At 37.4% G+C, this 25,838-nt stretch carries 24 protein-coding genes; 2 read left to right on the forward strand and 22 right to left on the reverse strand.

The window, feature by feature from the left end:
• Nucleotides 1-15: 15 nt before the first annotated feature.
• The 17 genes from floA to gpr form a co-directional block, all read right to left on the reverse strand.
• A complete protein-coding gene (gene floA, locus NYE61_RS03175) occupies nt 16-1,008 on the reverse strand; it encodes a flotillin-like protein FloA (protein WP_095307046.1) in 993 nt (330 codons plus the stop codon).
• A gap of 34 nt (nt 1,009-1,042) precedes the next feature.
• Nucleotides 1,043-2,386, reverse strand: a complete 1,344-nt coding sequence (locus NYE61_RS03180) for a nodulation protein NfeD (protein ID WP_118889125.1) — start codon at nt 2,384-2,386, stop codon at nt 1,043-1,045.
• 436 nt (nt 2,387-2,822) lie between these two features.
• A complete protein-coding gene (locus NYE61_RS03185; RefSeq protein ID WP_095307048.1) occupies nt 2,823-3,269 on the reverse strand; it encodes a GatB/YqeY domain-containing protein in 447 nt (148 codons plus the stop codon).
• Nucleotides 3,270-3,284: 15 nt separating this feature from the next.
• On the reverse strand, nt 3,285-3,461 hold the full coding sequence (rpsU, locus tag NYE61_RS03190) for a 30S ribosomal protein S21 (RefSeq protein WP_010650937.1): 177 nt from the start codon (nt 3,459-3,461) through the stop codon (nt 3,285-3,287).
• Nucleotides 3,462-3,616: 155 nt separating this feature from the next.
• Nucleotides 3,617-4,288, reverse strand: coding sequence for a deoxyribose-phosphate aldolase (gene deoC / locus NYE61_RS03195; protein WP_303447262.1), 672 nt, complete (start codon nt 4,286-4,288; stop codon nt 3,617-3,619).
• A gap of 23 nt (nt 4,289-4,311) precedes the next feature.
• Nucleotides 4,312-5,667, reverse strand: coding sequence for a tRNA (N(6)-L-threonylcarbamoyladenosine(37)-C(2))-methylthiotransferase MtaB (gene mtaB, locus NYE61_RS03200; RefSeq protein WP_095307050.1), 1,356 nt, complete (start codon nt 5,665-5,667; stop codon nt 4,312-4,314).
• The gene (locus NYE61_RS03205; RefSeq protein ID WP_118889123.1) at nt 5,655-6,425 is read right to left on the reverse strand and encodes a 16S rRNA (uracil(1498)-N(3))-methyltransferase; all 771 of its coding nucleotides are present in this window, start codon (nt 6,423-6,425) and stop codon (nt 5,655-5,657) included. The genes mtaB and NYE61_RS03205 overlap by 13 nt, the downstream gene beginning before the upstream one ends.
• A gap of 31 nt (nt 6,426-6,456) precedes the next feature.
• Nucleotides 6,457-7,395, reverse strand: a complete 939-nt coding sequence (gene prmA / locus NYE61_RS03210) for a 50S ribosomal protein L11 methyltransferase (protein ID WP_118889122.1) — start codon at nt 7,393-7,395, stop codon at nt 6,457-6,459.
• Between the two features lie 113 nt (nt 7,396-7,508).
• Nucleotides 7,509-8,636 (reverse strand): molecular chaperone DnaJ, encoded by a 1,128-nt coding sequence (gene dnaJ / locus NYE61_RS03215; RefSeq protein ID WP_095307054.1) that lies wholly within the window; start codon nt 8,634-8,636, stop codon nt 7,509-7,511.
• Nucleotides 8,637-8,784: 148 nt separating this feature from the next.
• Entirely contained in the window at nt 8,785-10,617 is a 1,833-nt protein-coding gene (gene dnaK, locus NYE61_RS03220; protein ID WP_095307055.1) for a molecular chaperone DnaK, read from the reverse strand.
• A gap of 33 nt (nt 10,618-10,650) precedes the next feature.
• Nucleotides 10,651-11,229, reverse strand: coding sequence for a nucleotide exchange factor GrpE (gene grpE / locus NYE61_RS03225; RefSeq protein WP_251659031.1), 579 nt, complete (start codon nt 11,227-11,229; stop codon nt 10,651-10,653).
• Between the two features lie 207 nt (nt 11,230-11,436).
• Complete coding sequence (hrcA, locus tag NYE61_RS03230) at nt 11,437-12,477, reverse strand: heat-inducible transcriptional repressor HrcA (protein ID WP_095307057.1); 1,041 nt, start codon at nt 12,475-12,477, stop codon at nt 11,437-11,439.
• A gap of 435 nt (nt 12,478-12,912) precedes the next feature.
• Nucleotides 12,913-14,079, reverse strand: a complete 1,167-nt coding sequence (gene hemW, locus NYE61_RS03235; RefSeq protein WP_118889120.1) for a radical SAM family heme chaperone HemW — start codon at nt 14,077-14,079, stop codon at nt 12,913-12,915.
• A gap of 100 nt (nt 14,080-14,179) precedes the next feature.
• The gene (lepA, locus tag NYE61_RS03240; RefSeq protein WP_303447268.1) at nt 14,180-15,988 is read right to left on the reverse strand and encodes a translation elongation factor 4; all 1,809 of its coding nucleotides are present in this window, start codon (nt 15,986-15,988) and stop codon (nt 14,180-14,182) included.
• Nucleotides 15,989-16,221: 233 nt separating this feature from the next.
• Nucleotides 16,222-16,533, reverse strand: a complete 312-nt coding sequence (locus NYE61_RS03245; RefSeq protein ID WP_303447269.1) for a hypothetical protein — start codon at nt 16,531-16,533, stop codon at nt 16,222-16,224.
• Nucleotides 16,534-16,545: 12 nt separating this feature from the next.
• Nucleotides 16,546-17,721: a stage II sporulation protein P gene (locus NYE61_RS03250; RefSeq protein WP_303447270.1), complete on the reverse strand. Its 1,176-nt coding sequence runs from the start codon at nt 17,719-17,721 to the stop codon at nt 16,546-16,548.
• Nucleotides 17,722-17,848: 127 nt separating this feature from the next.
• On the reverse strand, nt 17,849-18,943 hold the full coding sequence (gene gpr / locus NYE61_RS03255) for a GPR endopeptidase (RefSeq protein WP_095307066.1): 1,095 nt from the start codon (nt 18,941-18,943) through the stop codon (nt 17,849-17,851).
• 241 nt (nt 18,944-19,184) lie between these two features.
• Between gpr and rpsT the strand changes: the two genes are divergently transcribed.
• On the forward strand, nt 19,185-19,445 hold the full coding sequence (gene rpsT, locus NYE61_RS03260) for a 30S ribosomal protein S20 (protein ID WP_095307068.1): 261 nt from the start codon (nt 19,185-19,187) through the stop codon (nt 19,443-19,445).
• A 135-nt stretch (nt 19,446-19,580) separates the two neighbouring features.
• Here the strand turns inward: rpsT and holA are convergent, their stop codons facing one another.
• Nucleotides 19,581-20,603 (reverse strand): DNA polymerase III subunit delta, encoded by a 1,023-nt coding sequence (holA, locus tag NYE61_RS03265; protein WP_251659033.1) that lies wholly within the window; start codon nt 20,601-20,603, stop codon nt 19,581-19,583.
• A 322-nt stretch (nt 20,604-20,925) separates the two neighbouring features.
• Between holA and NYE61_RS03270 the strand changes: the two genes are divergently transcribed.
• On the forward strand, nt 20,926-21,057 hold the full coding sequence (locus NYE61_RS03270; RefSeq protein ID WP_095307072.1) for a YqzM family protein: 132 nt from the start codon (nt 20,926-20,928) through the stop codon (nt 21,055-21,057).
• Between the two features lie 80 nt (nt 21,058-21,137).
• Here NYE61_RS03270 and NYE61_RS03275 read toward each other — a convergent pair whose 3' ends face one another.
• The 4 genes from NYE61_RS03275 to NYE61_RS03290 all read right to left on the reverse strand — a co-directional run bounded on the left by NYE61_RS03275 (nt 21,138) and on the right by NYE61_RS03290 (nt 25,836).
• Nucleotides 21,138-23,450 (reverse strand): DNA internalization-related competence protein ComEC/Rec2, encoded by a 2,313-nt coding sequence (locus tag NYE61_RS03275; RefSeq protein ID WP_339316840.1) that lies wholly within the window; start codon nt 23,448-23,450, stop codon nt 21,138-21,140.
• 107 nt (nt 23,451-23,557) lie between these two features.
• The gene (locus tag NYE61_RS03280) at nt 23,558-24,121 is read right to left on the reverse strand and encodes a ComE operon protein 2 (protein ID WP_095307075.1); all 564 of its coding nucleotides are present in this window, start codon (nt 24,119-24,121) and stop codon (nt 23,558-23,560) included.
• A 238-nt stretch (nt 24,122-24,359) separates the two neighbouring features.
• Nucleotides 24,360-24,956 (reverse strand): helix-hairpin-helix domain-containing protein, encoded by a 597-nt coding sequence (locus tag NYE61_RS03285; RefSeq protein WP_303447276.1) that lies wholly within the window; start codon nt 24,954-24,956, stop codon nt 24,360-24,362.
• A 127-nt stretch (nt 24,957-25,083) separates the two neighbouring features.
• Nucleotides 25,084-25,836, reverse strand: a complete 753-nt coding sequence (locus tag NYE61_RS03290; RefSeq protein WP_303447279.1) for a class I SAM-dependent methyltransferase — start codon at nt 25,834-25,836, stop codon at nt 25,084-25,086.
• Between the last annotated feature and the right edge of the window lie 2 nt (nt 25,837-25,838).

The raw sequence follows: 25,838 nt of genomic DNA on the forward strand, positions 1-25,838 counted from the left end.
TTTTATTGATGAACATTATTTTTGATCATCTTCACTGCTATCTTTAGTTAATTTACCAATTGTATCACGCATACCAGTATCAGCATCAATGTTTTTATAATTCATATAATCCATAACACCCATTTTTCCTGTGCGTAATGCTTCGGCAAGTGCTTTTGGAACCTCTGCTTCAGCTTCCACAACATGCGCACGCATCTCTTGAACTCTTGCAACCATTTCTTGCTCTTGAGCAACCGCCATTGCACGGCGTTCTTCGGCTTTTGCCTGTGCGATATTTTTATCAGCTTCAGCTTGGTCTGTCTGTAGGATAGCTCCAATGTTTTTACCGATATCCACGTCGGCAATATCAATCGACAGAATTTCAAAAGCTGTTCCTGAATCAAGGCCTTTACTTAATACTGTCTGTGAAATCGAATCTGGATTTTCTAATACTTTTGCATGTGTGTCTGAACTACCAATTGTACTTACAACACCTTCACCAACACGAGCGATAACTGTTTCTTCCCCGGCTCCTCCGACAAGTCGATCAATGTTTGCACGTACAGTAATTCTAGCAAGTGCTTTTACTTCGATACCATCCATCGCGATACCAGCAATAAATGGAGTTTCAATTACTTTCGGATTTACACTCATTTGAACAGCTTCTAATACGTCACGCCCTGCTAAGTCGATAGCAGCCCCGCGTTCAAATGGAAGCTCAATATTTGCACGATGCGCAGCTATTAAAGCATTTACTACTCTATCTACGTTACCACCCGCTAGGTAGTGACTTTCCAATTGGTTTGTTTTGACGTTTAAACCTGCTTTATGTGCTTTGATTAAAGGATTAATTACACGGTTTGGAACAACTCGACGTAATCGCATTCCAATTAGTGTAAAAATACTAACCTTTACTCCAGCAGCTAAAGCACTAATCCATAGCGCCACTGGTACAAACGTGAATAAAATTGCAACTGCAATTAAGATTACCGCAATAATAATAAGCGGCATTAATTCTGTTAATGACATTAAAAATTCCTCCTTATGATTTTCATGTACAGCATTATACTTCTCTAACTACGACACGAACTCCTTCAACTCTTACCACTTTAACAGACTTATTACGATCAATAAAGCTTCCTTCTGAGACAATATCAATTCGTTCACCGTCAAATTCTCCAATGCCCGATGGTCGTAAAGGGGTGGCAGTAATACCTTCCATACCGATTAACTCCAACCGATTTGTGGATGATACATATCCTTGCTCTGTTGCAGTACTATCCCTAAGAATAATATGTCGAAAAACCCCTTTATCCATGCCAATTCGTTTAAAAAGAATAATTGCAACAATTAGCGTAACAAGAAATGCAATTCCGATACTCATCGACATATGACCTAAATCGTATCCTGACATAAATAATGAACCGATGATGGCACCAATTCCAAGGAGTCCTAAAATCCCACCTGGGACAAAAAATTCAGCTACAATCAAAATAATACCTAGTACTAGTAGTATGACAGCTTCCATACCTGCTAGTCCTGCAACGATATGACCGTAGAAAAATAATAATAAAGAAACAATCCCCATTATTCCTGGTACTCCAAATCCAGGAGAATACAATTCCACGATTAAGCCAAGACTTGCCACAGATAGAAGAATTGGGATTACAATTGGGTTTGTTAGAAATCGTGCTACTTCCTCTGCGACAGTCGGTTCTGTCTCAATTATGGAAGCATTCGACAAACCAAGTTCATGCAGCAATTCCACTCGATCATCCACAATTCCATTCGCATAACCGACTTCTACAGCATCTGCTGGGCCAAGTGTTAAAAACCTTCCTTCAGGTGCCCCGTATTCAGGCAGGTCAATACTACTATCGGCCATAGCTAATGCATAAAGTGGATCTCTCCCAGTAGATTCAGCAGCACTTTTCATTGCCGCAAACCAAGCTGATTGCGCTTTTTCATCTGCTGCTGTACCATCAGAATTAATCACACCGCTTGCACCCATTGTTGCATGTGGCTTGAAGTAAATGGTTTCAGAAAATAACGCGATATAAGAACCAGCTGATAATGCCTCATTAACGATAAATGCTGTTGTCGGGATTGGTAGACCCTGGATAATTTGACCGATTTGACCTGCTGCATCGACCCTCCCGCCTGGAGTATCAATTTCAAAAATAATATGATCGGCACCAGCTTCAACCGCTTCCGAAGTTGTGCGCTCTAAAAAAGCCTCTAGCCCACGCTCTACTTCTCGTTCAATCGGTATAACATAAACTGACTTTCCACCACCTTGTTCCTCGGCACTAGCAATTGAAATATTATCCAAAACAAGGTAAATAAGTGCTATGGAGATGGCTGCAATTATGAGTATGTATTGTTTGAGTCGTTTCCTCGACATCATTATTCACCTCCCTCAGCCTGTTATCAATTAATACGGAAGTGGTATGGGATTGGTTTCAATTTTTAGCAAATAGAAAAGTATACATCATTTCAATTTGCACAAATGCACCAACGTATCGACCAAAGACCTAGCGACTAGTAGTTCTCTAACAGGAGTTATGTCATAATTAGATACTATCATAATCTTATCCATTGAGAAACTTTGATGGTGCTTATCTTCCACATTTCTAAAAGGCTTATAATTTTCATATTGAATAAAAGTGCAAGCGCCCGGTTAGCGACGTACGGAGGTGAGGCAAGTCTCGCTCTAGTCGTTGGGCGCTGGAGCTGGACGTAACTGTTTAGATAACTAAGTTATCCACAGCATTCAAATTTTTTCGTTTACTTACGAACAAGAAAAGAATCCCAAGCCTAATGACTTGAGATTCTTTAACTTATTATTGTAATTCTTGTTGTACAAGTTTTTTTATTTGAGAGCCATCTGCTTTGCCCTTAACCTTAGGCATTACAGCGCCCATCACTTTACCCATATCTTTCATTGATGTAGCATTTACTTCCTGAATCGTTACTTGGATAATTGAAAGTAGTTCTTCATCCGAAAGTTGCTTCGGTAAATACTTTTGTAAAATTACCAATTCATTTTCAAGTTTTTCAACTAAATCTTCACGTCCAGCAGATTTAAATTCTTGGAGGGAATCTTTCCGTTGTTTAACTTCTCTGGATAAAATTGTTAGATCTTCGTCCTCAGATAGTGTATCTTTACTAAGTTTAATCGATTCATTCTGGATAGAAGCTTTCACCATGCGAATAACGCTTAGCGTTTCTTTATCCTTGTTCTTCATAGCTTGCTTCATGTCTTGGTTCAATCGATCAAGTAACGTCATACGCTTGCACCCTCTTTAGAATTTACGCTTTCTAGCAGCTTCAGATTTCTTCTTACGTTTAACACTAGGTTTCTCATAGTGTTCACGTTTACGATATTCCTGTAGTGTACCACTTTTTGACACACTGCGTTTGAAGCGACGAAGAGCATCCTCAAGAGACTCGTTTTTACGAACGCGAGTTGTATTTGACATGCTAATTTCCCTCCCTCCGAAGCACAAAACCAATTTATACCGACATGACTACCTTCTCATGCCTTTTTAAAGTATAATATATTCCTACAATCTGGTCAACGATTATTTAACTAATTATACTAGTAAATACTTCTTTTATTACTAATTTTGCTGAATTAATAATCGTCAGTGCCTGTAATTCCATTGATAATATCGACTCCAGCACTAGCACCAATGCGGGTTGCACCTGCTTCAATCATTGCGTTCATTCCTTCTAAATCACGAACACCGCCAGATGCTTTAACCCCCATTTCGGCACCAACTGTCTCGCGCATCAGTTGAACATCTTCAACCGTTGCACCGCCACTTGCAAAGCCTGTAGAAGTTTTAACAAAATCAGCACCTGCTTCTTTTGCTAATTGACAAGCACGAACTTTCTCATCATCAGTTAACAAAACTGTTTCAATGATTACTTTTGTTAAAGCTTTCCCTTTAGCCGCATTCACAACAGCTTGAATATCAGCTTTTACAAGATCGTCATTCCCAGACTTTAATTCTCCAACATTAATGACCATATCCACTTCTGTTGCACCGTCTTTGATTGCTTGTTCTGTTTCAAAAGCTTTAACAGTCGTTGAATTAGCTCCCAGTGGAAAACCAATTACAGTACAAACCTTTACTGTTGTTTCTTTTAAGTTCTCAAAGCAATAAGCAACCCAATGCGGATTGACACATACAGATGCAAAATCGTACTCCTTCGCTTCTTCAACCAATTTCTTTATTTGTTCCTTCGTTGTATCCGGCTTTAATTGTGTATGATCAATATATTTAGCTAATTTATTACTCACCTTAAACTTCCTTTCTAAATACGTTATTGATTAACTATCTTTTCACCAGCATGTGTTGCATGTTCCATAACCCTAACAAATGTACCTTCATTATATGGATATCCAGATTTCGTGATTTTCACACGAACAATCTTGCCAATCATGTCTGCAGTACCTTCAAATTGCACTTTCATATAATTATCTGTATAACCTACAAGCAATTCAGGGTGGTTCTCGTCCAGGATACGCTCTTCCGGAATAACTTCGAGAACTTCATTCTCATACCCGGAAGCATATTCTTTCGCTAATTGGTCAGACAATGAAATAAGGCGGTGAACACGCTCTTCTTTCACTTCATCATCTACTTGATTATCCATACGTGCAGCTGGGGTACCAGTTCTTCTTGAAAACGGGAATACATGAAGCTCTGAATAACCAATCTCTTTTATAAAATTGTACGTTTCCATAAATTCTTCTTCCGTTTCGCCTGGGAATCCAACAATAACATCTGATGTAATTGCCAAGCCAGGTAACGCTTTTCGAATTTTACTTACCTTCTCTTTATAGAAAGCTGTTGAGTATTTTCTGCGCATTCTTGCTAAAACAGAATCAGAGCCAGCTTGTAATGGAATGTGTAAATGCCTGACAATTTTCTCTGATTTATCCAATACATCAATCACTTCGTCTGTAATTTGACTTGCCTCAATGGAAGAAATACGAATCCGTTTCAATCCTTCTACTTGTTCCAATTCCCTAAGAAGCATTGCAAAGTTATAATCCTTCATATCTTCACCATAACCTGCCGTATGGATACCAGTGAGGACAAGCTCTTTATAACCAGCTTCCACTAATTTCTCTGCTTGTCTGATTACATTCTCAGGTTCTCTTGAACGGAGTAATCCACGTGACCATGGGATAATGCAAAATGTACAGAAATTATTACAGCCTTCTTGAATTTTCAAGGATGCTCGGGTACGGTCTGTAAAAACAGGTACATCCATTTCTTCAAACACACGGTTTTTCATAATGTTAGAAACACCATTAACCGGTTCTTTCGTTTCTTGATGTTCTTCAATATACGTAAAGATATTTTTTCTTTCCTGTGTTCCTACTACAACGTCGACACCAGGAATTTCCATAATCTCACCTGGTGAAGTTTGAGCATAGCAGCCCGTTACACAAACAACTGCATTCGGGTTTTTCCGAATTGCTCTTCGTATTACTTGTCTGCTCTTTTTATCTCCGGAATTGGTAACTGTACAGGTATTAATAACATAGACATCTGAATCGTGATCAAAATCAACACGTTCATAGCCCTTTTCCATAAACATCCGCCAAATTCCTTCTGTTTCATAATGGTTCACTTTACAGCCTAATGTATGAAATGCTACTGTTGGCATTCCGAACACCTCATTTCTTCAAAATGATACGATATGCTTGCGAGCGCATAAAGCGCGGCAGTCTCTGTTCTTAAAATCCTAGGACCTAGCCGAACGGGAAGAAAATCGTTTTCTTTTAGTATGTTTACCTCTTTCTCAGAAAACCCACCTTCTGGACCGATACAAACTAGAATGTTTTGTCCAGCTTCAAATCTATTAACTATATTACCAAAAGTATTAGGGTTCGAAACCCTTGCCTCTTCCTCATATGCAAAAAGTTTCACATGATAGTTTTTGCTTTCTTCAATCAACATCTCAATCGACATTGGTTTTTTCATATGAGGAACTATATTACGATGACTTTGCTCACTTGCCTCTTTAATGATTTTTTCAAATCGTTGTTGCTTTTTTTCTGCCTTCTTTTGATCCCAAATTGCTATCGAGCGTTTAGCTTGAAATGGAATAAATGCATACGCACCAAGCTCCGTTCCTTTTTGCAGGACTAAATCAAATTTATCGCCTTTAGGGATACCTTGAGCAATTGTAACATTAATTGGTAATTCTGCATTTTCGTCAAGCCAAGTTTCAATTGTAGCTTGAATTTCATCACTTGTTACTTGTGAAATCTGACAGAGGGCAGCCTTACCATATTCGCTATTACAAATAATTTTATCCCCAATATTATATCGCATGACACGGGTAATATGATGAACATCATCACCTGTAATTCGAATTAGCTTGTCTTGAAAATGAGAAGATGGAACGAAATATCTTTGCATTTGCACACCCACTTCATGTATGTCACTTTTTTTATTTTTTTCTAGCTACAATGGAAATCCAATCTTCCATCTCATTTACAGCTATAATTTCGAAACCTTGTTCCGTAAGTTTATCTTTGACGAGTTGCTTCTTATTCTGAATAATTCCTGATGTTATAAATAATCCATCACTTACAAGATTATCCCATGCATCGTCCACAAAACGAACGATAATTTCTGCCAGTATATTGGAAACAATGACATTTACTTGTTTGTTTACGTGGTCAAGTAAATTATTCTGAGCAACAACAATCTGGTTATCAAGCCCATTTAGCTTTGCATTTTGCTGTGTACTTTTTACAGCTATTTCATCCAGGTCATATGCATAGACTTCTTTTGCGCCAAGCTTTGCAGCAGCAATACTAAGTACACCCGAGCCACAACCAACATCGATAACTGCATCATCACTTGTTAAATAGGTTTCTAACGCCTGCATGCTTAGCACTGTTGTAGGATGTGTGCCCGTACCGAAAGCCATGCCAGGATCTAGTTCAATAATGATTTCATCACTGGAAACTGGTGTATACTCTTCCCACGTTGGTGTTATGGTTATTTTTTGGGAAACCTTCACAGGTTTATAATATTTCTTCCACGCAGTTGCCCACTCTTCCTCATTAACCTCGCTTAAGGAAACATGGTTTTTGCCTAGATCGATATCATAAATCAATAAATTATTGATGGCTTGTTTTATTTGTTCCACCGTTTCACCGAGAAAGCTATTCATCGGTAAATAAGCCTTGATTCGCACACCTTCTTCAGGATATGCATTTGGATCTAAATCATAAATTTCTCCATAAACATTATCACGTACTTTTATTAAATCCTGCGGGTCTTCAATGACTAATCCACTTGCACCCGTTTCATGTAAAATATTAGAAATCGGCTCAATTGCTTCATTTGTCGTATGAATACAAACTTCAGACCATTTCATTATATTATTCACCCATTTCATTGGATAGTGACTCTCTTGGATATATACTGTGCTTCTTACCCTTCAAGATGCTCACCTGAAAATTATGTAGACGATGCTGCTGAACAGCATCGTTAATCACCTTTAAACGCTTTTTTAAAACGTTGGAAAATATTTTCGTCCTGTTCATCAGTAGATTCATTTCCACCAATTTCATTGAACTCACGAAGCAGTTCTTTTTGTCTATCAGTCAATTGTGTAGGAGTCATTACCTTCACTTTAATATGCTGATCTCCCTGACCACGTCCACGTACATTCGGTGCACCTTTCCCTTTAAGACGGAAGGTTTTCCCGGTTTGAGTTCCAGCAGGCACTTTCAGTTTTACTTTTCCGTGTACAGTAGGAACTTCGACTTCATCACCTAATGCTGCTTGGGTAATAGTTAATGGCAATTCACAGAAAATATGATCTCCTTCACGTATAAAGAAGTCATGTGGTCTAATCTGAACGACAACATACAAATCACCAGCAGGTCCACCGTTTTTACCTGGCTCACCTTTTCCAGTTACGCGAATTTGTTGACCTTCATCAATACCAGCAGGAATGTTGATATGAATTTTTTTGTTCTTTTTTACGCTTCCAGTTCCACCGCATGTATTACATTTATCTGGAATGATACTACCAGTTCCATTACAGTAATGACATACTCTACGGTTAACAACACGACCGAATGGCGTGTTCTGTTCTTGATTCAATTGACCAGATCCATTACAGTGTGAACATGTTTTCTTGCTTGTGCCTGGCTTAGCACCAGAACCGTTACATGTATCACATTCTTCTTCACTAGGGATTGTAATATCTGTTTCTTTCCCAAAAATTGCTTCTTCAAAATCTAATACCATCGTATATTGCAAATCTGCTCCTTGTTGTGGTGCATTTGGATCACGTGTACGACCACCGCCACCGAAGAACATATCAAATATATCGCCAAAGCCACCGAAGTCTTGTGCTCCACCGCCAAAACCACCAAAGCCCTGACCACTAGCTCCAGCATGACCAAATTGATCATATTGTGCACGTTTCTGATCGTCACCTAATACTTCATATGCTTCTTTAGCTTCTTTAAATTTATCGGCAGCATCGTCTGCTTTATTCACATCTGGGTGATATTTCCTTGCCAATTTCCGATACGATTTTTTAATTTCTTCTTTTGAAGCGCCTTTTTCGACTCCAAGTACATCATAATAATCTCGCTTGCTCAACCTTCTTCACTCTCCCGACACACTATAGCATAGGTTTTATCATATCATCAATGATTGCTTTATAGCAAATCATGATTTTCTTTAAAAAAGTCAAAGTCAAGAGAATCCTGACTTTGACTTTTGGTTAGGTCTATCCTTTATTCATTACTTACTTTTTTTCGTTGTCATCTTCAACTTCAGAGTAGTCTGCATCAACAACATCATCACTTGAATCATTTGCTTCCTGACCTTGCTGAGCTTGTGAATCTTGTTGCATTTGCTCATACAATTTTACGGATAGCTGTTGTACATGTTCTTGTAATGCTTCTTTCTTCTCTTTAATTTGATCGATATCATTCGCTTCAATTGCAGCTTTTAGTTCTTCTTTTGCTGACTCTGCTTTTTGCTTATCCTCTTCAGAAACTTTATCTCCAAGATCTTTAATTGTTTTATCTGTAGTAAAGATTAATTGGTCTGCTTCATTGCGTAATTCTACTTCTTCACGACGCTTTTTATCAGCTTCTGCATTTTCTTCAGCGTCCTGTACCATTTTTTCTACTTCTTCATCTGAAAGACCTGAAGATGATTTAATTGTAATAGATTGTTCTTTATTCGTACCCATATCTTTTGCACGAACATTAACGATACCATTTGCATCAATATCAAAGGAAACTTCAATTTGCGGAATTCCTCTTGGTGCTGGCGGGATATCCGTTAATTGGAAACGTCCTAATGTTTTATTATCTGCAGCCATTTCTCGTTCCCCTTGAAGAACGTGGATATCAACAGCTGTTTGATTATCAGCAGCAGTTGAGAACACTTGAGAATGACTTGTAGGAATTGTTGTATTACGCTCAATTAATTTTGTAAATACAGATCCCATTGTTTCAATACCTAATGAAAGTGGTGTAACGTCTAGTAGGACAACGTCTTTTACGTCACCTTGCAATACTCCACCTTGAATTGCAGCACCTAATGCTACAACCTCATCTGGGTTAACTCCTTTAGATGGATCTTTACCAATTTCCTTTTTAATAGCTTCTTGAACAGCTGGGATACGAGTTGAACCGCCAACAAGGATTACTTTATGAATTTCATTTGTTGATAACCCTGCATCTGATAGTGCTTTACGAGTTGGAATCATTGTGCGTTCAACGAGATCAGAAGATAATTCTTCAAACTTCGCACGTGTTAAATTCATTTCCAAGTGCAACGGTCCTGCTTCACCAGCTGTGATAAATGGTAATGAAATTTGTGTTTGAGATACACCAGAAAGATCTTTTTTCGCTTTCTCTGCAGCATCTTTCAAACGTTGCGTAGCCATTTTATCCTTCGACAAGTCAATTCCGTTTTCTTTTCTAAATTCTTCTACCATATAGTTAATGATAACATCATCAAAGTCATCTCCACCTAGGCGGTTATCCCCTGCAGTTGAAATTACTTCAAATGTACCGTCACCAATATCTAGAATGGATACGTCAAATGTACCACCACCAAGGTCATACACTAAAATTGTTTGGTCTTGATCATCTTTATCAATACCATATGCTAAGGCTGCTGCAGTCGGTTCGTTAATAATACGCTCAACTTCTAATCCAGCAATTTTACCTGCGTCTTTAGTTGCTTGACGCTCAGCATCATTAAAATAAGCTGGAACAGTAATTACCGCTTTATCAACCTTTTCACCAATATAATCCTCTGCATAAGATTTAATATATTGTAGAATAATAGCTGAAATTTCTTGAGGTGTATATTCTTTATCTTCAATTTTAACTTTGTAATCTGTTCCCATATGACGTTTAATGGACTGAATTGTATTTGGGTTTGTAATTGCTTGACGTTTTGCAACTTCCCCCACTTGTCTTTCACCATTTTTAAATGCAACAACAGATGGAGCTGTACGGTTCCCCTCCGGATTCGGAATAACTACCGCTTCGCCGCCTTCCATCACTGCTACACATGAATTCGTTGTTCCTAAGTCAATACCAATAATTTTACTCATAATTACAATATCCTCCTTAAACTACCTATCCGATTATTTATTCACTTTAACCATTGCTGGACGGATTACGCGATCTTTGAGCAGATATCCTTTTTGTAATTCTTCTACAACAGTATTCGATTCGATTTCTTCATCTTCGATTTGCATTACTGCGTGATGTAAAGTAGGATCAAAAGCTTTTCCTTCTGTTTCAATCACTTCAACACCTTGTGACTTTAATGCATCTTGAAATTGACGATATACCATCGTAATTCCATCAAAAAGACTTGCGTTTGCTTCCGTAACTTCTACTTGTAGAGCTCTTTCAAAATTATCTAGAGCAGGAAGCAGTTCATTGATTAAATCTTGTGATTTATACTTACGTTCTGCTTCTTTCTCTTTTTGCGAGCGTTTTTTGAAATTATCATATTCAGCCTGTAAGCGAAGCAATCGGTTGAATACTTCATCCTTTTCCGCTTTCAGTGCTTCATTCTCTGTTTTTAGCTCTTCCGTGCTAGCTGAATCAGTTTCGGTTGATTCCGTTGTCTCTTGATCGGCAGAATCAATCACTTCAACTTCATCATTGGTGATGGATCTCTCATCTGTTATTGTATCTTTATTTTGATCTTCCACCAATGCCACCTCCATATTAAAAAATTCTTAGAAAAATTACATTCGCCAAGGCTTTCAGCAAATGACTTCACCTGTGCATTGTCAATAGAAAAGTATTACTTTCCTATTTACCAAGTAAGACTATATCATGAATAGCATTTTAATGAAACTATATTGGTTACTGAACTAGCATAGATGCTAAGACCTAAGGTTAATTAATTGATTCATTTATGCATCATCATTTTTGTACCACATGTACAATGCGTCTGTCATTTCATTTGATAAGCCTCTTAGTAGAGTGATGACTTTTCTATACTCCATTCTCGTAGGACCAAGTAATGCAATAGTTCCCATATGGTCCCCTTCCATGTGATAAGAAGCAGTTATCAAACTTAAGTCCTTAATTGCTTCTACTTCGTTCTCATTACCAATCGTTACTTCAATACCACTTTTCGTGTTTTTGAGTAAATTAGCTATCTCGTCTTCTTTTTCCATCATGTTAAAGAATGAGCGAATTTTATCAACATCGTTGAATTCAGGTTGCATCAATATATTGGATTTACCTCCAATATATAGTTTGACAGGATGTTCACTCAAGAAAACAGATTTCAAATAGTCAAACGATGTATCAAAATCATCAATATACATCTTCATCAGTTGAGCAACCTCTGTTGCTAATTTCTCTTGCAATTGAACAATCGGCACTCCCTTAAGGCTATCATTCATTATATTTACCATTTTCTCTAGATCCGAAGCACGGACCTTTTCAGGTATTGAAAATGAACGGTGCTCCACATGTCCTGTATTTGTAACCAGAATAGCTACAGCGGTATGCGCTGAAAGCGGAAGAATTTGGATTTGTTTCAGTTTCGTTTCAAACATTTCTGGACCGAGAATAATCGATGTATAGCTCGTAAGCTTCGATAGAACCTCTGCAGACATTTGCACGATTTGTTCAAATTCAAAAAAGCCATCGTCGATAATATTTTTAATAATCGTTACTTCATTTGGGCTCGGACTTATAATCGGACCAATCAAATGGTCTACATAATAACGGTAGCCTTTCTCTGATGGAACTCTCCCGGAAGATGTATGAGTTTTTTCCAAGAAACCCAGTTCTTCTAAATCAGCCATCTCATTTCTAATCGTTGCTGCACTATATGGAAGGTTTTCTTTTTTAGAAAGTGCTCGTGACCCGATTGGATGCGCTGAATCAATGAAATCATCAATTATGACTTGTAAAATTGTAAGTTGCCTCTCTGTTAGCATGATGATCACTCCTGTTAGCACTCTATGTACCCGAGTGCTAATACTACTATAAAATTATCAAATGACTATTTTTTTGTCAATTAGAACGTCTTAATGCGTGTTCAAAAAGTAGGATGAAAAAGACCGAGGTCGTCTAAAGTCGCAATGTCATGGGGCTGCGATTACTCGCCCCTAGAAAAGCCTTGTTGCGATGCCGACACTAGCACGTCCTGTGCGTCGCAGTTCGAGGCAGTGTAGCTTTGAGCAGACGATCTTGCACGCAGGAAAAAGTGATTTTCTTTTCCAAAGAGCAGAACGTATGCAGTTAATACGTGCGGAACGGACTTGCACAGGATGTGTGACTTCGACATTCGACAAAGGGCGTGTCGATACTCAGTCGAAGGTCTACTGATTTCGATTTTTGTCATTTTCACCGTTTTTTTTGAAAAACCTCTCTTAGGAGATTGTTTCTATTGTAGGATCTCTGTCCAGCAGGAATTTTTCAAAGACGCGATTGCCAAGAAGCATCCCTTGTTCTGTTAACCGAATCGATTGAACATCCTCGTAAATCAAACCATTATTCAGTAGATTTTCAAGCTCTTTTTTATATAACCGTTCTATTTCGATTCCAAACCGCTCTTGAAAATGTTTCTTGTCAATTCCGTTTATTTTTCGAAGTCCTAGAAACATTTCTTCTTCAATTCTTTCTTTTATGCTAACCTTATCTACTTGCAATATTGGTTTTCCATCTGCAAATGCTTTTTTTACATAAGCTGGCAGTGGGCGAATGTTTGTAACTCGTTTTCCAGGTAAATAACCATGTGCCCCAGCACCAAAACCGTAATAATAATCGTTATTCCAGTAGGTTAGATTATGTTTGCTTTCAAATCCCGGCAAAGAAAAGTTGCTTACCTCATATTGATGAATACCCTTCGATTTCATCGTACGCTTTAATATTTCATACATCATTACCTCATCGTCTTCCGGCGGACGATGGAGCTGTCCTTTTTTATGCTTTTGATAAAAAATAGTTTTTGGTTCAATTTGCAAAGCATACGTGGAATAATGTGGCAGCCCAAAAGAAAGGGCTTCATCCAACGAAGCTTGGAATTGCTCAACCGTTTGATTTGGTAGAGCATATATCAAATCAAGGCTCACATTTGCAAAATCACGCTGCTTCAGTAGATGCACTGTATCATAAACATCCTTCACACGATGCACACGACCAAGCTGTTCAAGCATCCTATCATCCATTACTTGTACACCAAATGATATTCGAGTGATACCATAGTCCTTTAATAATTTGGTTTTATCCGCATCAATATCGCCTGGATTTATTTCAATCGAAACCTCTTCAAAACTTGAAAAATCAAATTTTTTATTTAAAAATCGAAATAAAGTGTGTAATTGTTTCATCGTCAAGGCTGTTGGTGTACCACCACCGATGTACATTGTTCTCATCTTGTGCTTGTCGCCTGGCAAAACAGTATCTATTTCTTGAAATAAAGCCTCTAGGTATTCTGTAGCTAGTTCCTCATTATAGAAAAACTTTACAAAATCACAGTAATGACAAATTTGTCTGCAAAATGGAATATGAATATAAACCGATTGTATGGATTCCATAAATTGTTCAACTCCCGTAAACGAAAAAGTCAAAAAGGAAAACCATCCCACAGAAAAGCTGTGTTCAAGTTCTCCCATAAGACACAATTCTATTAATTAATTAATCGTCGCCCATTTGAAGTACAGCCATGAATGCTTCTTGCGGCACTTCCACAGATCCAACCATCTTCATTCGTTTCTTACCTTCTTTTTGTTTCTCAAGTAATTTACGTTTACGTGAAATATCTCCACCATATAACTTGGCTGTTACATCCTTACGTACCGCTTTAATCGTCGAACGTGCAACAATTTTATTTCCAATTGCTGCTTGGACAGGAACCTCAAACTGCTGCCTCGGTATTAGCTCTTTCATTTTATCGACGATTTGTTTTCCACGATCATAAGAGAAATCACGATGGACGATAAATGATAATGCATCAATTGTATCACCGTTAAGCAGAATATCCATTTTCACAAGCTGGGAAGGCTGATAGCCAATTAGTTCATAATCAAATGAAGCATATCCCTTTGTATGCGATTTTAACTGATCGAAGAAATCATAAACGATTTCAGAAAGCGGGATATGATAAATAACATTCACACGAATATCGTCTAAATACTGCATATCAATAAACTGCCCACGTTTCTTCTGAGCAATTTCCATTACTGCACCAACATAATCATTCGGTACCATTATGGTCGCTTTTACATACGGTTCCCGAATTTCCTGGATCACTTGTGGATCAGGCATTTTGGATGGGTTATCGACCGTTGTAACTTCACCATTCGTCTTTTCTACTTCAAAAATAACACTTGGTGCAGTTGTTATGAGATTAATATTAAATTCTCTTTCAATTCGTTCCTGAATAATTTCCATATGCAACAAGCCAAGGAAACCGCAACGGAAACCAAATCCTAGTGCCTGAGAGGTTTCCGGTTCATATTGCAAGGAAGAATCATTCAATTCCAATCTCTCTAATGCTTCTCGTAAATCGTTATAGTCATTTGAGTCAACTGGATATAGCCCACAGAACACCATAGGATTTAACTTTCGATAACCCGGTAGTGCTTCATCAGCTGGTCTATTCGCAAGTGTTATTGTATCTCCTACCTGTGTATCTCCAACGTTTTTTATCGATGCTGTTATATAGCCTACATCTCCGACAGTTAGTTCATTCTTAGCAAGTGCTTTTGGGGTAAATACACCAACTTCGTTTACTTCAAACTGTTTTTCAGATGACATCATTTGAATTTTATCTCCGACTTTAATCGTTCCTTCTTTAACACATACATAGGAAATAGCCCCACGATAGGAATCATATAAAGAATCGAATATCAATGCTTTTAATGGTGCTTCTGAGTCACCAGCGGGCTCTGGTACAACTTCTGTAATTCTTTCTAATATATCTTCAATTCCAATATTTGCTTTTGCTGAAGCAAGAATTACTTCATCGCCATCAATACCAAGCACATCTTCTAATTCCTTTTTAACACGTTCTGGATCTGCACTTGGCAAATCAATCTTATTAATGACAGGAATTATCTCTAATTCATTTTCCAATGCCAAATAAACATTAGCTAAGGTCTGAGCCTCGATCCCCTGCGCGGCGTCCACGATAAGGATAGCTCCCTCACAAGCAGCGAGACTTCTGGAAACCTCATATGTAAAATCGACATGTCCAGGCGTATCAATTAAATGAAAGATAAATTCCTCTCCACTTTTGCTCGTATATGACAATTGAACAGCATTAAGCTTAATAGTAATCCCACGTTCACGTTCTAAATCCATTCCATCCAGTAGCTGTTCCTTCATTTCACGTTTTGTAACAGTTTGTGTATTTTCTAAAATTCGATCTGCTAAAGTTGATTTCCCATGGTCAATATGAGCTATAATCGAAAAATTACGTACTTTTCGTTGTTTTTTCACCATTCGTGTTGCTCACTCCTACAATACTTTCAATCCACTATCCGGGTGAAAGTTTCAAAATAAAAGCCAATAAATACTAGGTTGATTATAGCAATAGAGGCTGTTATATTCAAGAACAAACGCATAAACGGCCAGATTTATATTAATCTGAATGAGATGCAGTACGATTACATCCCTTTGGATGATTTCCAATACGTTTTGATAAACCACCGATATCATCACTTAATCTTTATAACCTAGAAAAATAATTGAGCAGTTTGATATAACACTTGCATTAATAGTTCAAAAAAGCCTTTAACCCCAGCCCCTAATATAGATGCGGCATTTTGAGTATATTGCACAGCAGTGTCCTTGCCCGCATCAGCCATCGGTTGACTTACTGGTATCGTAACTGTTTCAGCAGTAGATCCTTGCTCCTCTGTATCTTCTATTACTTCAACAACAGCGTCGTCTTCCTCTGCTGTTTGGGGTGCTTCTTTGTTCATCCCATATACTATCCCTGATAGAAAGAAAACTGCGAGTAAAAGTAGAATTAAAATAAATCGCATTGATCGTACCTCCTATGGATTTGCTTGTACTGCTTCTGCATCCCAATAATAATCACTAAATACATCTGCAACTGCATCTGCCGCTCGGTATAATTCATCTAAATTATTGTCAACACCGCCAAATTCAATTAGAACCGCATTATCTGAGAGATCTTGATTATAAATGCCGTCAACACCTGAACCTTCTTTCTGGACAACACCCCTGCTTATGCCTGGATACTTTTCTTCAATCAAGTCATGTAACTCAGAAGCTATTTTTATGTTTTTCTCATGTTCAGGGTGCTCCATTCCAACAACAAACATAATTCTGGCATACGATTCACCATTTATCACTTTTGTTGTCACATCTTTACGAGCTGAGTCCCGGTGCAAATCAAATACAAATTGGATTTCATCATTCATTGCTATTGCCTCTTCTACAAATTCTCGAGAGGCATCATAAGCTTGCGAGCGCTTCATACCTTTATCATTAAGTACTTTGTCAATATCCGTATCTTCTACCTCAGCCCCAATTCCTTTTGCCTCAAGAGCTATGGCGAGGTGGTCACTTACCTTTGTAATATTCACCTCACCATGGAAAGCGAGATCTGGATCTGTAACGTCTGGTAAATGTGGTAAGAATGATTCACGTGTATGTGTGTTATAAATATAAACCACTTTTCTACCATCTGTTGTTGGGGTTTTATTTTCACTACCTTCTTTATCCTCTTCTTTTTGATCCTTCTCCTCATTCGGTTCATCGATTAAAGCCTCACGGTCTCTCAAAACTTCTTCAAGAGGCGGTGACGATTCAAAAGGCAGGTTTGTATAGTTTGTTCCTTCACCAGCAATTAATATTTGCCTATCATAGATAGAAAATCCAGGAATTTCATTTCCCAATAAACTTCTTGGATCATCTGGCTTTAAATTCGTTGCAACTTGAAAGAGCACACTTGAAAGCTTAGGTAGTTGGCGATCCTCCGGAAACGCTTTTTTAAAAGCTCGATTTTCCATACTTAGCAAGTTATAAAATACAAAACCATCAATATCTCTTGTCCATTCTGTTAATAGACTGGATGAGAAACGGTATGCCGGCTGTACAGTTGTTAAAATTCCTATACTGATAAATAGGATAAGGATACTAATAAGATAAAGACCACTTTTCCTATATATACTATGCCCATTTCGATTTAGGTGATTGTTTTTCATAAAAATACATGATCCCACCTTCCTGACAGTTAACTCTTGTTTTAAATCTATGAGTTAAATGTGGAAGGTAGAACCATGTTTCTAAAAAATAGAGCCAATTAATAGAGTAATCGGCCTCCTTTTTAATTCATCGACTGTATGAAGCAAAATTATCGACGTTCACATTTTCATGAAGGGCAGCATTTAAACCATTAGCAATGACATTCGCCATGTCAATCATAAACCCATCAACTTCTTTTGGCGTAACCATCAAATTATGCCCTATAGGTGTTAATACCTCTGAAATAAGCTTTCGTTTCTCATCTTCAGAAAGTCCACCAACCATCCCCAAAACGGTTTGACGCTGCTCATCATTCGGCAAATCAGCTTCTGTTAACTTCTTCCCGCCGAATGCCATTCCCGCCGGTGCTAGAGATTTAGACGGATTATCTTTCTCATTCCATTCACGTCCAAAGTGTTTTAATAGAAAATCGATTGTATCACTAGTAATTGTTACAGCATCAACAACCGTTGGTACACCAATTGCTAAAACCGGTACACCCAATGTTTCCTTGCTTATTTCCTTTCTTTTATTTCCAACACCTGATCCAGGATGAATTCCAGTATCGGAAAGCTGTATGGTTTCATTCACCCGCTCAATTGATCTGGAAGCAAGCGCATCAATTGCAATAACAAAATCAGGTTGATACTTATCCGTAATCCCAAAAATAATATCACTTGTTTCAATACCTGTAACTCCCATTACTCCGGGGGTTACAGCTGCGACTTCACGATACCCTTCAGCTACTGTCTCCTGCTGAAGTTTAAATAAATGACTTGTAACAAGTATTTTTTCAACAGCCATTGGTCCTAAAGCATCTGGTGTAACATTCCAATTTCCAAGACCAACAATTAATCCAGTGGCATCTGTCGGTATATTATTGCGAACAAGCAGTTGCTCAATTTCCTTCGCAAGTACTTTGGCAGCAGCTTCTTGTCTAGCTGTATCCTGTTTTTTAACACCATCAGCATAAATCGTTACATAATTTCCTGGTTTTTTCCCAAGCAATTTTGCTCCTGTTTCATCAATATCAACGTAAGAAATTTTTATATCGGCCTCGTGTCTTTCTTTAAACGTAACACCTTTTAACTCACTTTCTTTTTCCACTGTCTCTGTATACATATCCCTAGCTTCAACCGCTAAATCTGTCCGTACCTGGAACACCTTATTTTCATCAGCCATTAGCTTGTCTTCCCTTCATTCAATACTTACAATACTTATCAGTAATAGAATGAACCATTGACAAAAAAACATACGAAATGTTCCATGTTCTAACAATTTTATTGAAAACATCCTGTTCCTTTGGTAAAATACTCTTTGTCCACATTGAAAGTTAAACGAATGTAATGATTGACTTTGATAGGATTATTGAACATTATTACGAAACGCTTAGAATTTCGTTCATTTTTAGGAGGTGAATTAAATGGCTAATATTAAATCTGCAATCAAACGTGTAACGGTTAACAATAAAAAACGTGCGAATAACGGACCACAAAAAACAGAAATGCGTTCTGAAATCCGTCGTGTAGAAAATTTAGTTGAGGCAAATGACGTGGAAAACGCAAAAGCTGCATTAAAAAATACTGTAAAACGTATTGACAAAGCTGTTCAAAAAGGACTTATCCACAAAAATGCTGGAGATCGTCAAAAATCCCGTCTTACTAAAAAAGTAAACAGCCTATAAAACGTAAAAAACGATCCTTCATGGATCGTTTTTTTAGTGGCTCAGAAAGATTAAATATGAATGCTGTTGATTTTGCTGCCGAAACAGCCACGTCCACCTCTACACACTGCTATTCAAGAACTTTCCTTTTTTGCACTACGAAGCCGTTTGAATTAGATCATAAAGCAGAAGTTCAAAAGCGAGGTCCTTTTCCATTTTACCTTGCTTCATTACTGCATCTGTATCTGCCAATTTCCGGATAACATCCTGAAGTTTTTGAGTAGAAAATTGTCTTTCTCTGCTTAAAGCAATTTTTACGACGTATGGATGGGCACCGATGCTTTTTTGTATTTGGGATTGTCCATAACCTTTCTGCTTCAATAGCTTGACGCGCAGTATAGTTCGAAATTGAAAAGCAAGCAGACCAATCAAGGCAATTGGTTCTTCTTTCATTTTTTCTAAATCCTTAAATATAGCAATTGCCTTATGTAAATTCCGCTCCATAACAGCATCTACCAGTCGTAATGATGAGCTGCTTGAGGTGTGTGAGACTAGGTTCTCAGCGACTTCTTTGGTAATTACACCACCCTCTCCAACATATAGAGCTAACTTCGATAATTCATTTTCCAGCAAATGAAGATTTGTAGACAATTCAGTTTCGAAAATTTCGTATGCATCTCGATCAATTGTTATTTGTAGTTGGTTTGCTAAAGTATTAATCCACTGTGTTAACTCTTGCTCTTTCACTTCGTTGCAAACTGCGATCGTTGCATGCTTTTTCAATTGCTTACTGATTTTTTTCCGTTCGTCGATTTTCTCATACGGCGCCATAAGCACAAGCACAGAATACGATGCTGGTTCACTTAGATAACGCTCTAGAGATTCCAGTCTATGCTCAAATGGTAATTTACCGGGCTTGGCCTTTAAAAATTCAGGGTTGGTGGCAATGACTAGTTTTTTTTCTCCAAAAAACGGGTAGGTTTCTGCATCGGCAACAACTTCTTGAATCGGCGTTTCTTCAAGATCGTATAACGACAGATTCTCCTCTTCTCCATTCAAGACACGTTTAGTTAATTCCTGTTTTAAATTTTGCAAGAAAAACGACTCTACACCATACGCAAGATAAACAGAGGAAATTTGGTTTTTCTTTAATTGCTTGACTACTTCTATATAAGACATCTATAATCCACTCCAACTTAATATAGTTATAATGGTAAATCGGAACAGATGGAATGGCAAGAACTTTTGTTTGAATAGAGATGCCTTCATATCGAAAGCACCTCTAAATGCATCTATATAAACGCCTGATATTCAGCTCTAGAAACTGTACAGCAGACGATATTTTCACTTGTCATTAGCTTATACTGACACAGCAAAAGTATAGATGTTAAGTCTTACTAAATATGGTGATGAATAATTTTAAAAACACCTTTTTAGCATTAAGTAGATTTTTTTTATCATTTAATTTATACTAATGTTGATGACATAGGAGGGGTATATTGTGAATGAATTTGAGAAAGATGTGCAGTATAAAGGAAATGATGTAGTTGACTCCGCTCTAGGATTTGTTTTTTCATTCGTTTTCTTTTTCTTAATCTTTGCGGTCGGAGCGGCAATTAGTTTCTTCGGATAATAGCAGGCTGTACATGTAATCGTTACCTTTTACCTAAAATTTGTTGAAAGAGACTGTATCCCACAGTCTCTTTGTTCATTTCATTTGTCTTCTCCACGTAGTTTATGTAAAAACGGGAAAAATGTTCCTCCATCATCGTACTTAAATTGTACCGCGCCATGTTGATCGGTTCGTAATATTTCCACATCAAACTTTTCAAGTGTTTCTAAAACCTCTGGTGTCGGATGCCCGTAGGAATTATCTACCCCAACAGGAATGAGAGCAAATCTTGGATCAGTCGTTTCAATAAAGTCTTGATCTGTAGATGTACTGCTCCCATGATGTGCAACCTTTAATACATCCACCGACAAATTAGGATAGTTTTGTATTAACACGCTTTCTTCCGTTTTTGTAATATCACCTGTAAATAACCAGCGTACTCCACCAAATTCGGTAAATACTACAATGGAATTTTCATTTGATGATGCACGATCTTGTTCTGGGGCAAGCACATGTAATTGTTGATCGGAAACCGTAATTATATCTCCACCCTTCACTAGAACCAATTCCGGTTTCTTTCGTATCTGCGACCATTTTTGCAACACAGATAAATCAAAATATCTACTTACAATTAATTGTTCAACTTCCATTTCTTTGAAAATAAATTCAGCGCTCCCTATATGGTCCGTATCCTCGTGTGTAAGTATAAGTGAATCGAGCTCTCTAATACCGCGAGAATAAAAGTAGGGTCGTAATATCTGCTGATAAACACTATCTGTAGGATTCATATCTTCAAAAGAAAATCGAGAACCAGCATCAATCATGATGACGCCTTTCCGATATGGCAGTTCAATTAAAAACGCGTCTCCTTGGCCTATATCGAACATTGTTACGGTTCCCTCCGAGGAAAAGTACGGTCTAGCAACGATACCCATTATCAACAACGTCATTAACAAGCCTGAACGAAAGGCTTTAATCAACATCCCTCGTTCCAAATCATGCATAAACAAAAGGAACAACCCAAAATAAATAATTATCGCGATAAACGGAAATCCTGAGGTTAAAAATGGATAGTAAAGAACAGAATCGATTAAATCAATAAAAGCAATAATCATTTGATGAATAAGAAAAAATAATGAATCCAATAAATTGATAAATACATTCGGCAAAAAGCTTAACGGAACAAGTATATACATCAACGGAATAACAAAAACGGTAAAATAAGGAATCACAATTAAATTAAGTATAATGGATAAAGGTTGGAAAATAGAAAAGTAATTAAATTGAATTGGAATAATAACCATTTGGGAGACGAAGCTAATTTGTAGTAATTGCCAGAAGGGAGATTTCGTTCCACCAACCCAATTCTTCGATAAAAGAATGGCAAACGTTACGAGGAAAGATAATTGAAATCCTACATGATACATAATGGTATTATCAAGAAATATGAGTAAAATAAACACAATGCTCAATATATCTGTATAACTAAAACGAAAGCTAAATTTATTTAGCAGAATGAACAGCACCACCATGATCGATGCCCTCCATACAGAAGGATCACCACCTGCTAACAGAGCATAAACAGGTAAAAAGAAAACCATAAGCCATTGCGCTTTTTCTTGTGTAAGCAGATTTAGCTTTACAAGTAAAAAATAAAACAACGCAACAATTAAACCGATATTGGAGCCAGAAATAGCGATAATATGCGATAGACTCCAACGTTGAAAAATATCCTCTGTTTCCGAATCCATCTTTGAATCATCACCAAACACAATAGCAGTTAACCATGAAGCAGTATATGCACTAAACCGACTTTCTACATGAGTTAGCAGCTGTTCGCGCAGCATATAAAAACGTTCAAGAAACTTAGAGCCGCCACATTCTACGTGTGTTAAATCTTCTAGTATAAGCTGGTAGGTTATGCCGCTTTTCAATAAATATTCTCGATAGTCAAACTGGGCGGGGTTTCTGCTTTTATTCGGAAGTTCCACACTGCCACTTACCACACAACTTGCGCCATACTTGAAGCTATCTAGGACGGGTTCAATCTCGGCCGTTTGTTTATTATTATCAGGAAAATAAAGAATGAGGATGTTTTGTTTTGAATGTTGCTCTTCTAGGACAAATTCCAGCTTGTCTTGTGTTAACTGGACAGGGGATACAATTTCACCAATATAATGCGCAGTCTCACTTGATAATGCTGTGGAGGATTGACTAGTCGGTGGAGGGATATAAAGTGAAAAAAAGAAGAACATGATTAATGAAATGAAAATCGGAACTTTCTTTAATCTTCCATAAAAGTATAAGTACGATATCCAAAGTAAGAAAACAATAATTATCCAATCATTAGCGAAATAAATTCTAACAATCGCTGCACCTACTGCGAGCGCAGCAAAATGCCAATATCCTTTCAATTGAAAATTCACCTATTTCCGTTTATGAAATTGTTCTTTAGGCAGAGAGCTTCTCACCTATCTAACCTGAATAGGTGAGTTAAGCTTTTTTTCTGCATTTGATTAAGCTATTTTAAAAACAGTTTTTCAGCTTGTTCTCGAAGTACATGTGCTTCCTTATCATTTCCTGCTACTGTATCTAGTTTATCCAGCACATTTTTCATCAGCTCTGCTTTTTCCTGATAGTTTGTATCTACAGCAAGATAATCAAGTTCTACTTTTTTCGTTTGAACGCCTGCCTCTTTAAATAATTGAATGGCATATTCATGATTGTGATAGTCCTCCGCATAATAAACCGTTCGGATACCACTTTGAATTAACTGCTTTGTACATTGTAGACATGGAAAATGCGTTACATAAATGTCTGCATTATCTGTTGCAACACCAAATTTTGCACATTGCAAGAGTGCATTTGCCTCTGCATGAACAGTTCGTACACAATGACCATCAATAACATAACAACCATCATCAATACAATGAACACCGCCAGATACACTTCCATTATAGCCACCTGCTATTATCCGCTTGTCGCGGACAATTGTTGCTCCCACCATTAGTCTTGTACAAGTACTACGAAGCGCAAGCAAGTGACTTTGTGCCATAAAATATTGATCCCATGAAATTCTTTCCATATGTATTCCCCTTTGCGTATTCTCCCCCTAGTGTACATTCCAAAGTGAATTTTCGTCAATTATCAAAATCATAGATTAACCGGCTATAAACCCCATATCTGTAGAATAAGTAAACCAAAAGACAAAAAGGTGAGGGGAAACTCCCATGAATTTCGGATTCTGAACAAAGCCTGCTGGTTTCCCTTGTAGTGCTGGCAATCAGCTGGAAAGAAAAAACAACTTTATTTAAAGTTTCATTTTACGGAATTTGTATGGTGTCCTGCATGTTCTCCAATGTTTTTTGACCAATTCCTGAAACGTTTAGCAAATCTTCAATCGAATTGAATAAACCATGCTCCTCTCGGTGTTGAATAATTGCTTGTGCCTTGGCTGGACCAATTCCTGGAAGCTGTTCGATTTCCTCCTGCGTGGCCATATTTACTTTAATCTTTCCATTACTTTCAACAGAACCTGCTCCACTCTCAATCTCATCCCCAATTTTAGGCACAATAATAATCATTTCATCCTGCACTTTTTGCGCGAGGTTAATTTGACTTTGGTCAGCATCAGAAGTAAAACCTCCTGCTGTTAAAATAACATCATTCACCCTTGCATCTGGTGATACTTCATAAACCCCTGGTTTTGCAATTGCACCTTTAATATCAACAACTGCAGCTGTATTTGAGTCTTGAATTGCTTCTGCTTGTTTATCAAATGGATCTTCTGTGGATGAAACAGCTTGTAAATCTAGAATCGTTTCTTGTTCTTCGGTCGCATCACGAGTGAAAATGAGGAATAAAACAACTAAAATCGTTAAGGCAATGAAAAACGAGGATTTTTTAAGAAGGTTTAACAACCCTTTTCACATCCATTCTATAATAGTTAGTAGGAGGCGTTTCTACAGAAGATAATTCCTGTAGTTATAGATATATTCTTCATCATTTTATAAAATCCTGCTAATAAAAAAAGATCAGGAATCTCAATTATCCTGACCTTTTTTCAGCTAAAAAGAAAATTCGCTCTGAATTTTCATCCACATTATTCACTTTTGTTGAAAAATCAGCAAACAATTTAATGTTTTCAAAGCCTGACTCTTTTAATATTTTTTTATAAAATGTTACCGGATACGTTTTTTGATGATGAAATTCATCAAAACGTTTATATGTTTCTTCTTCTAAAGCAAAGAATGTCAAATCATGAAACATCTCACCAGGATCATCTCCAGCTGAACAAAACCAAATATAAGAAGCCTCATCAGTTACCTCAGCAAATGTTTGATTCATATAATTTTTCTCTACATGAGACAAGGAGTGAACATCAAAAATGAAAAGCCCACCTTCCTTTAAGCACTTCGCTATATTATGGAAGGATTTCTGCAAATCCATTGGTTCTGTTATATAATTCATAACATCACAATAACTGATAGCTACATCATACTCGAATAAACCAGTAAGTTTCGTTAAATCCTGATGTATCCATTGTATAGAAAGATTTTTTTCCTCTGCTTTATGTGCTGCATGCGTAAGCATTTCTGTCGAATAATCTACACCAGTTATATGATAGCCACGTTCTGCTAATCTTGTTGCAATTTCTCCAGTACCACATCCAAGGTCAGCTATCCTTTCAGCTTCTTTTCCAGTTTGCTTTATCATTTCTTCTGTGAAAGAAACCCACGCATCATAAGGAGCGTTTACCATTAATTGATCATACAAGGAAGCCATTTGCTGATATGCCATGA

Origin of the sequence: Oceanobacillus sp. FSL W7-1304 (assembly GCF_037969805.1) — a bacterium.
Taxonomy (GTDB): Bacteria; Bacillota; Bacilli; order Bacillales; family Amphibacillaceae; genus Oceanobacillus; species Oceanobacillus profundus.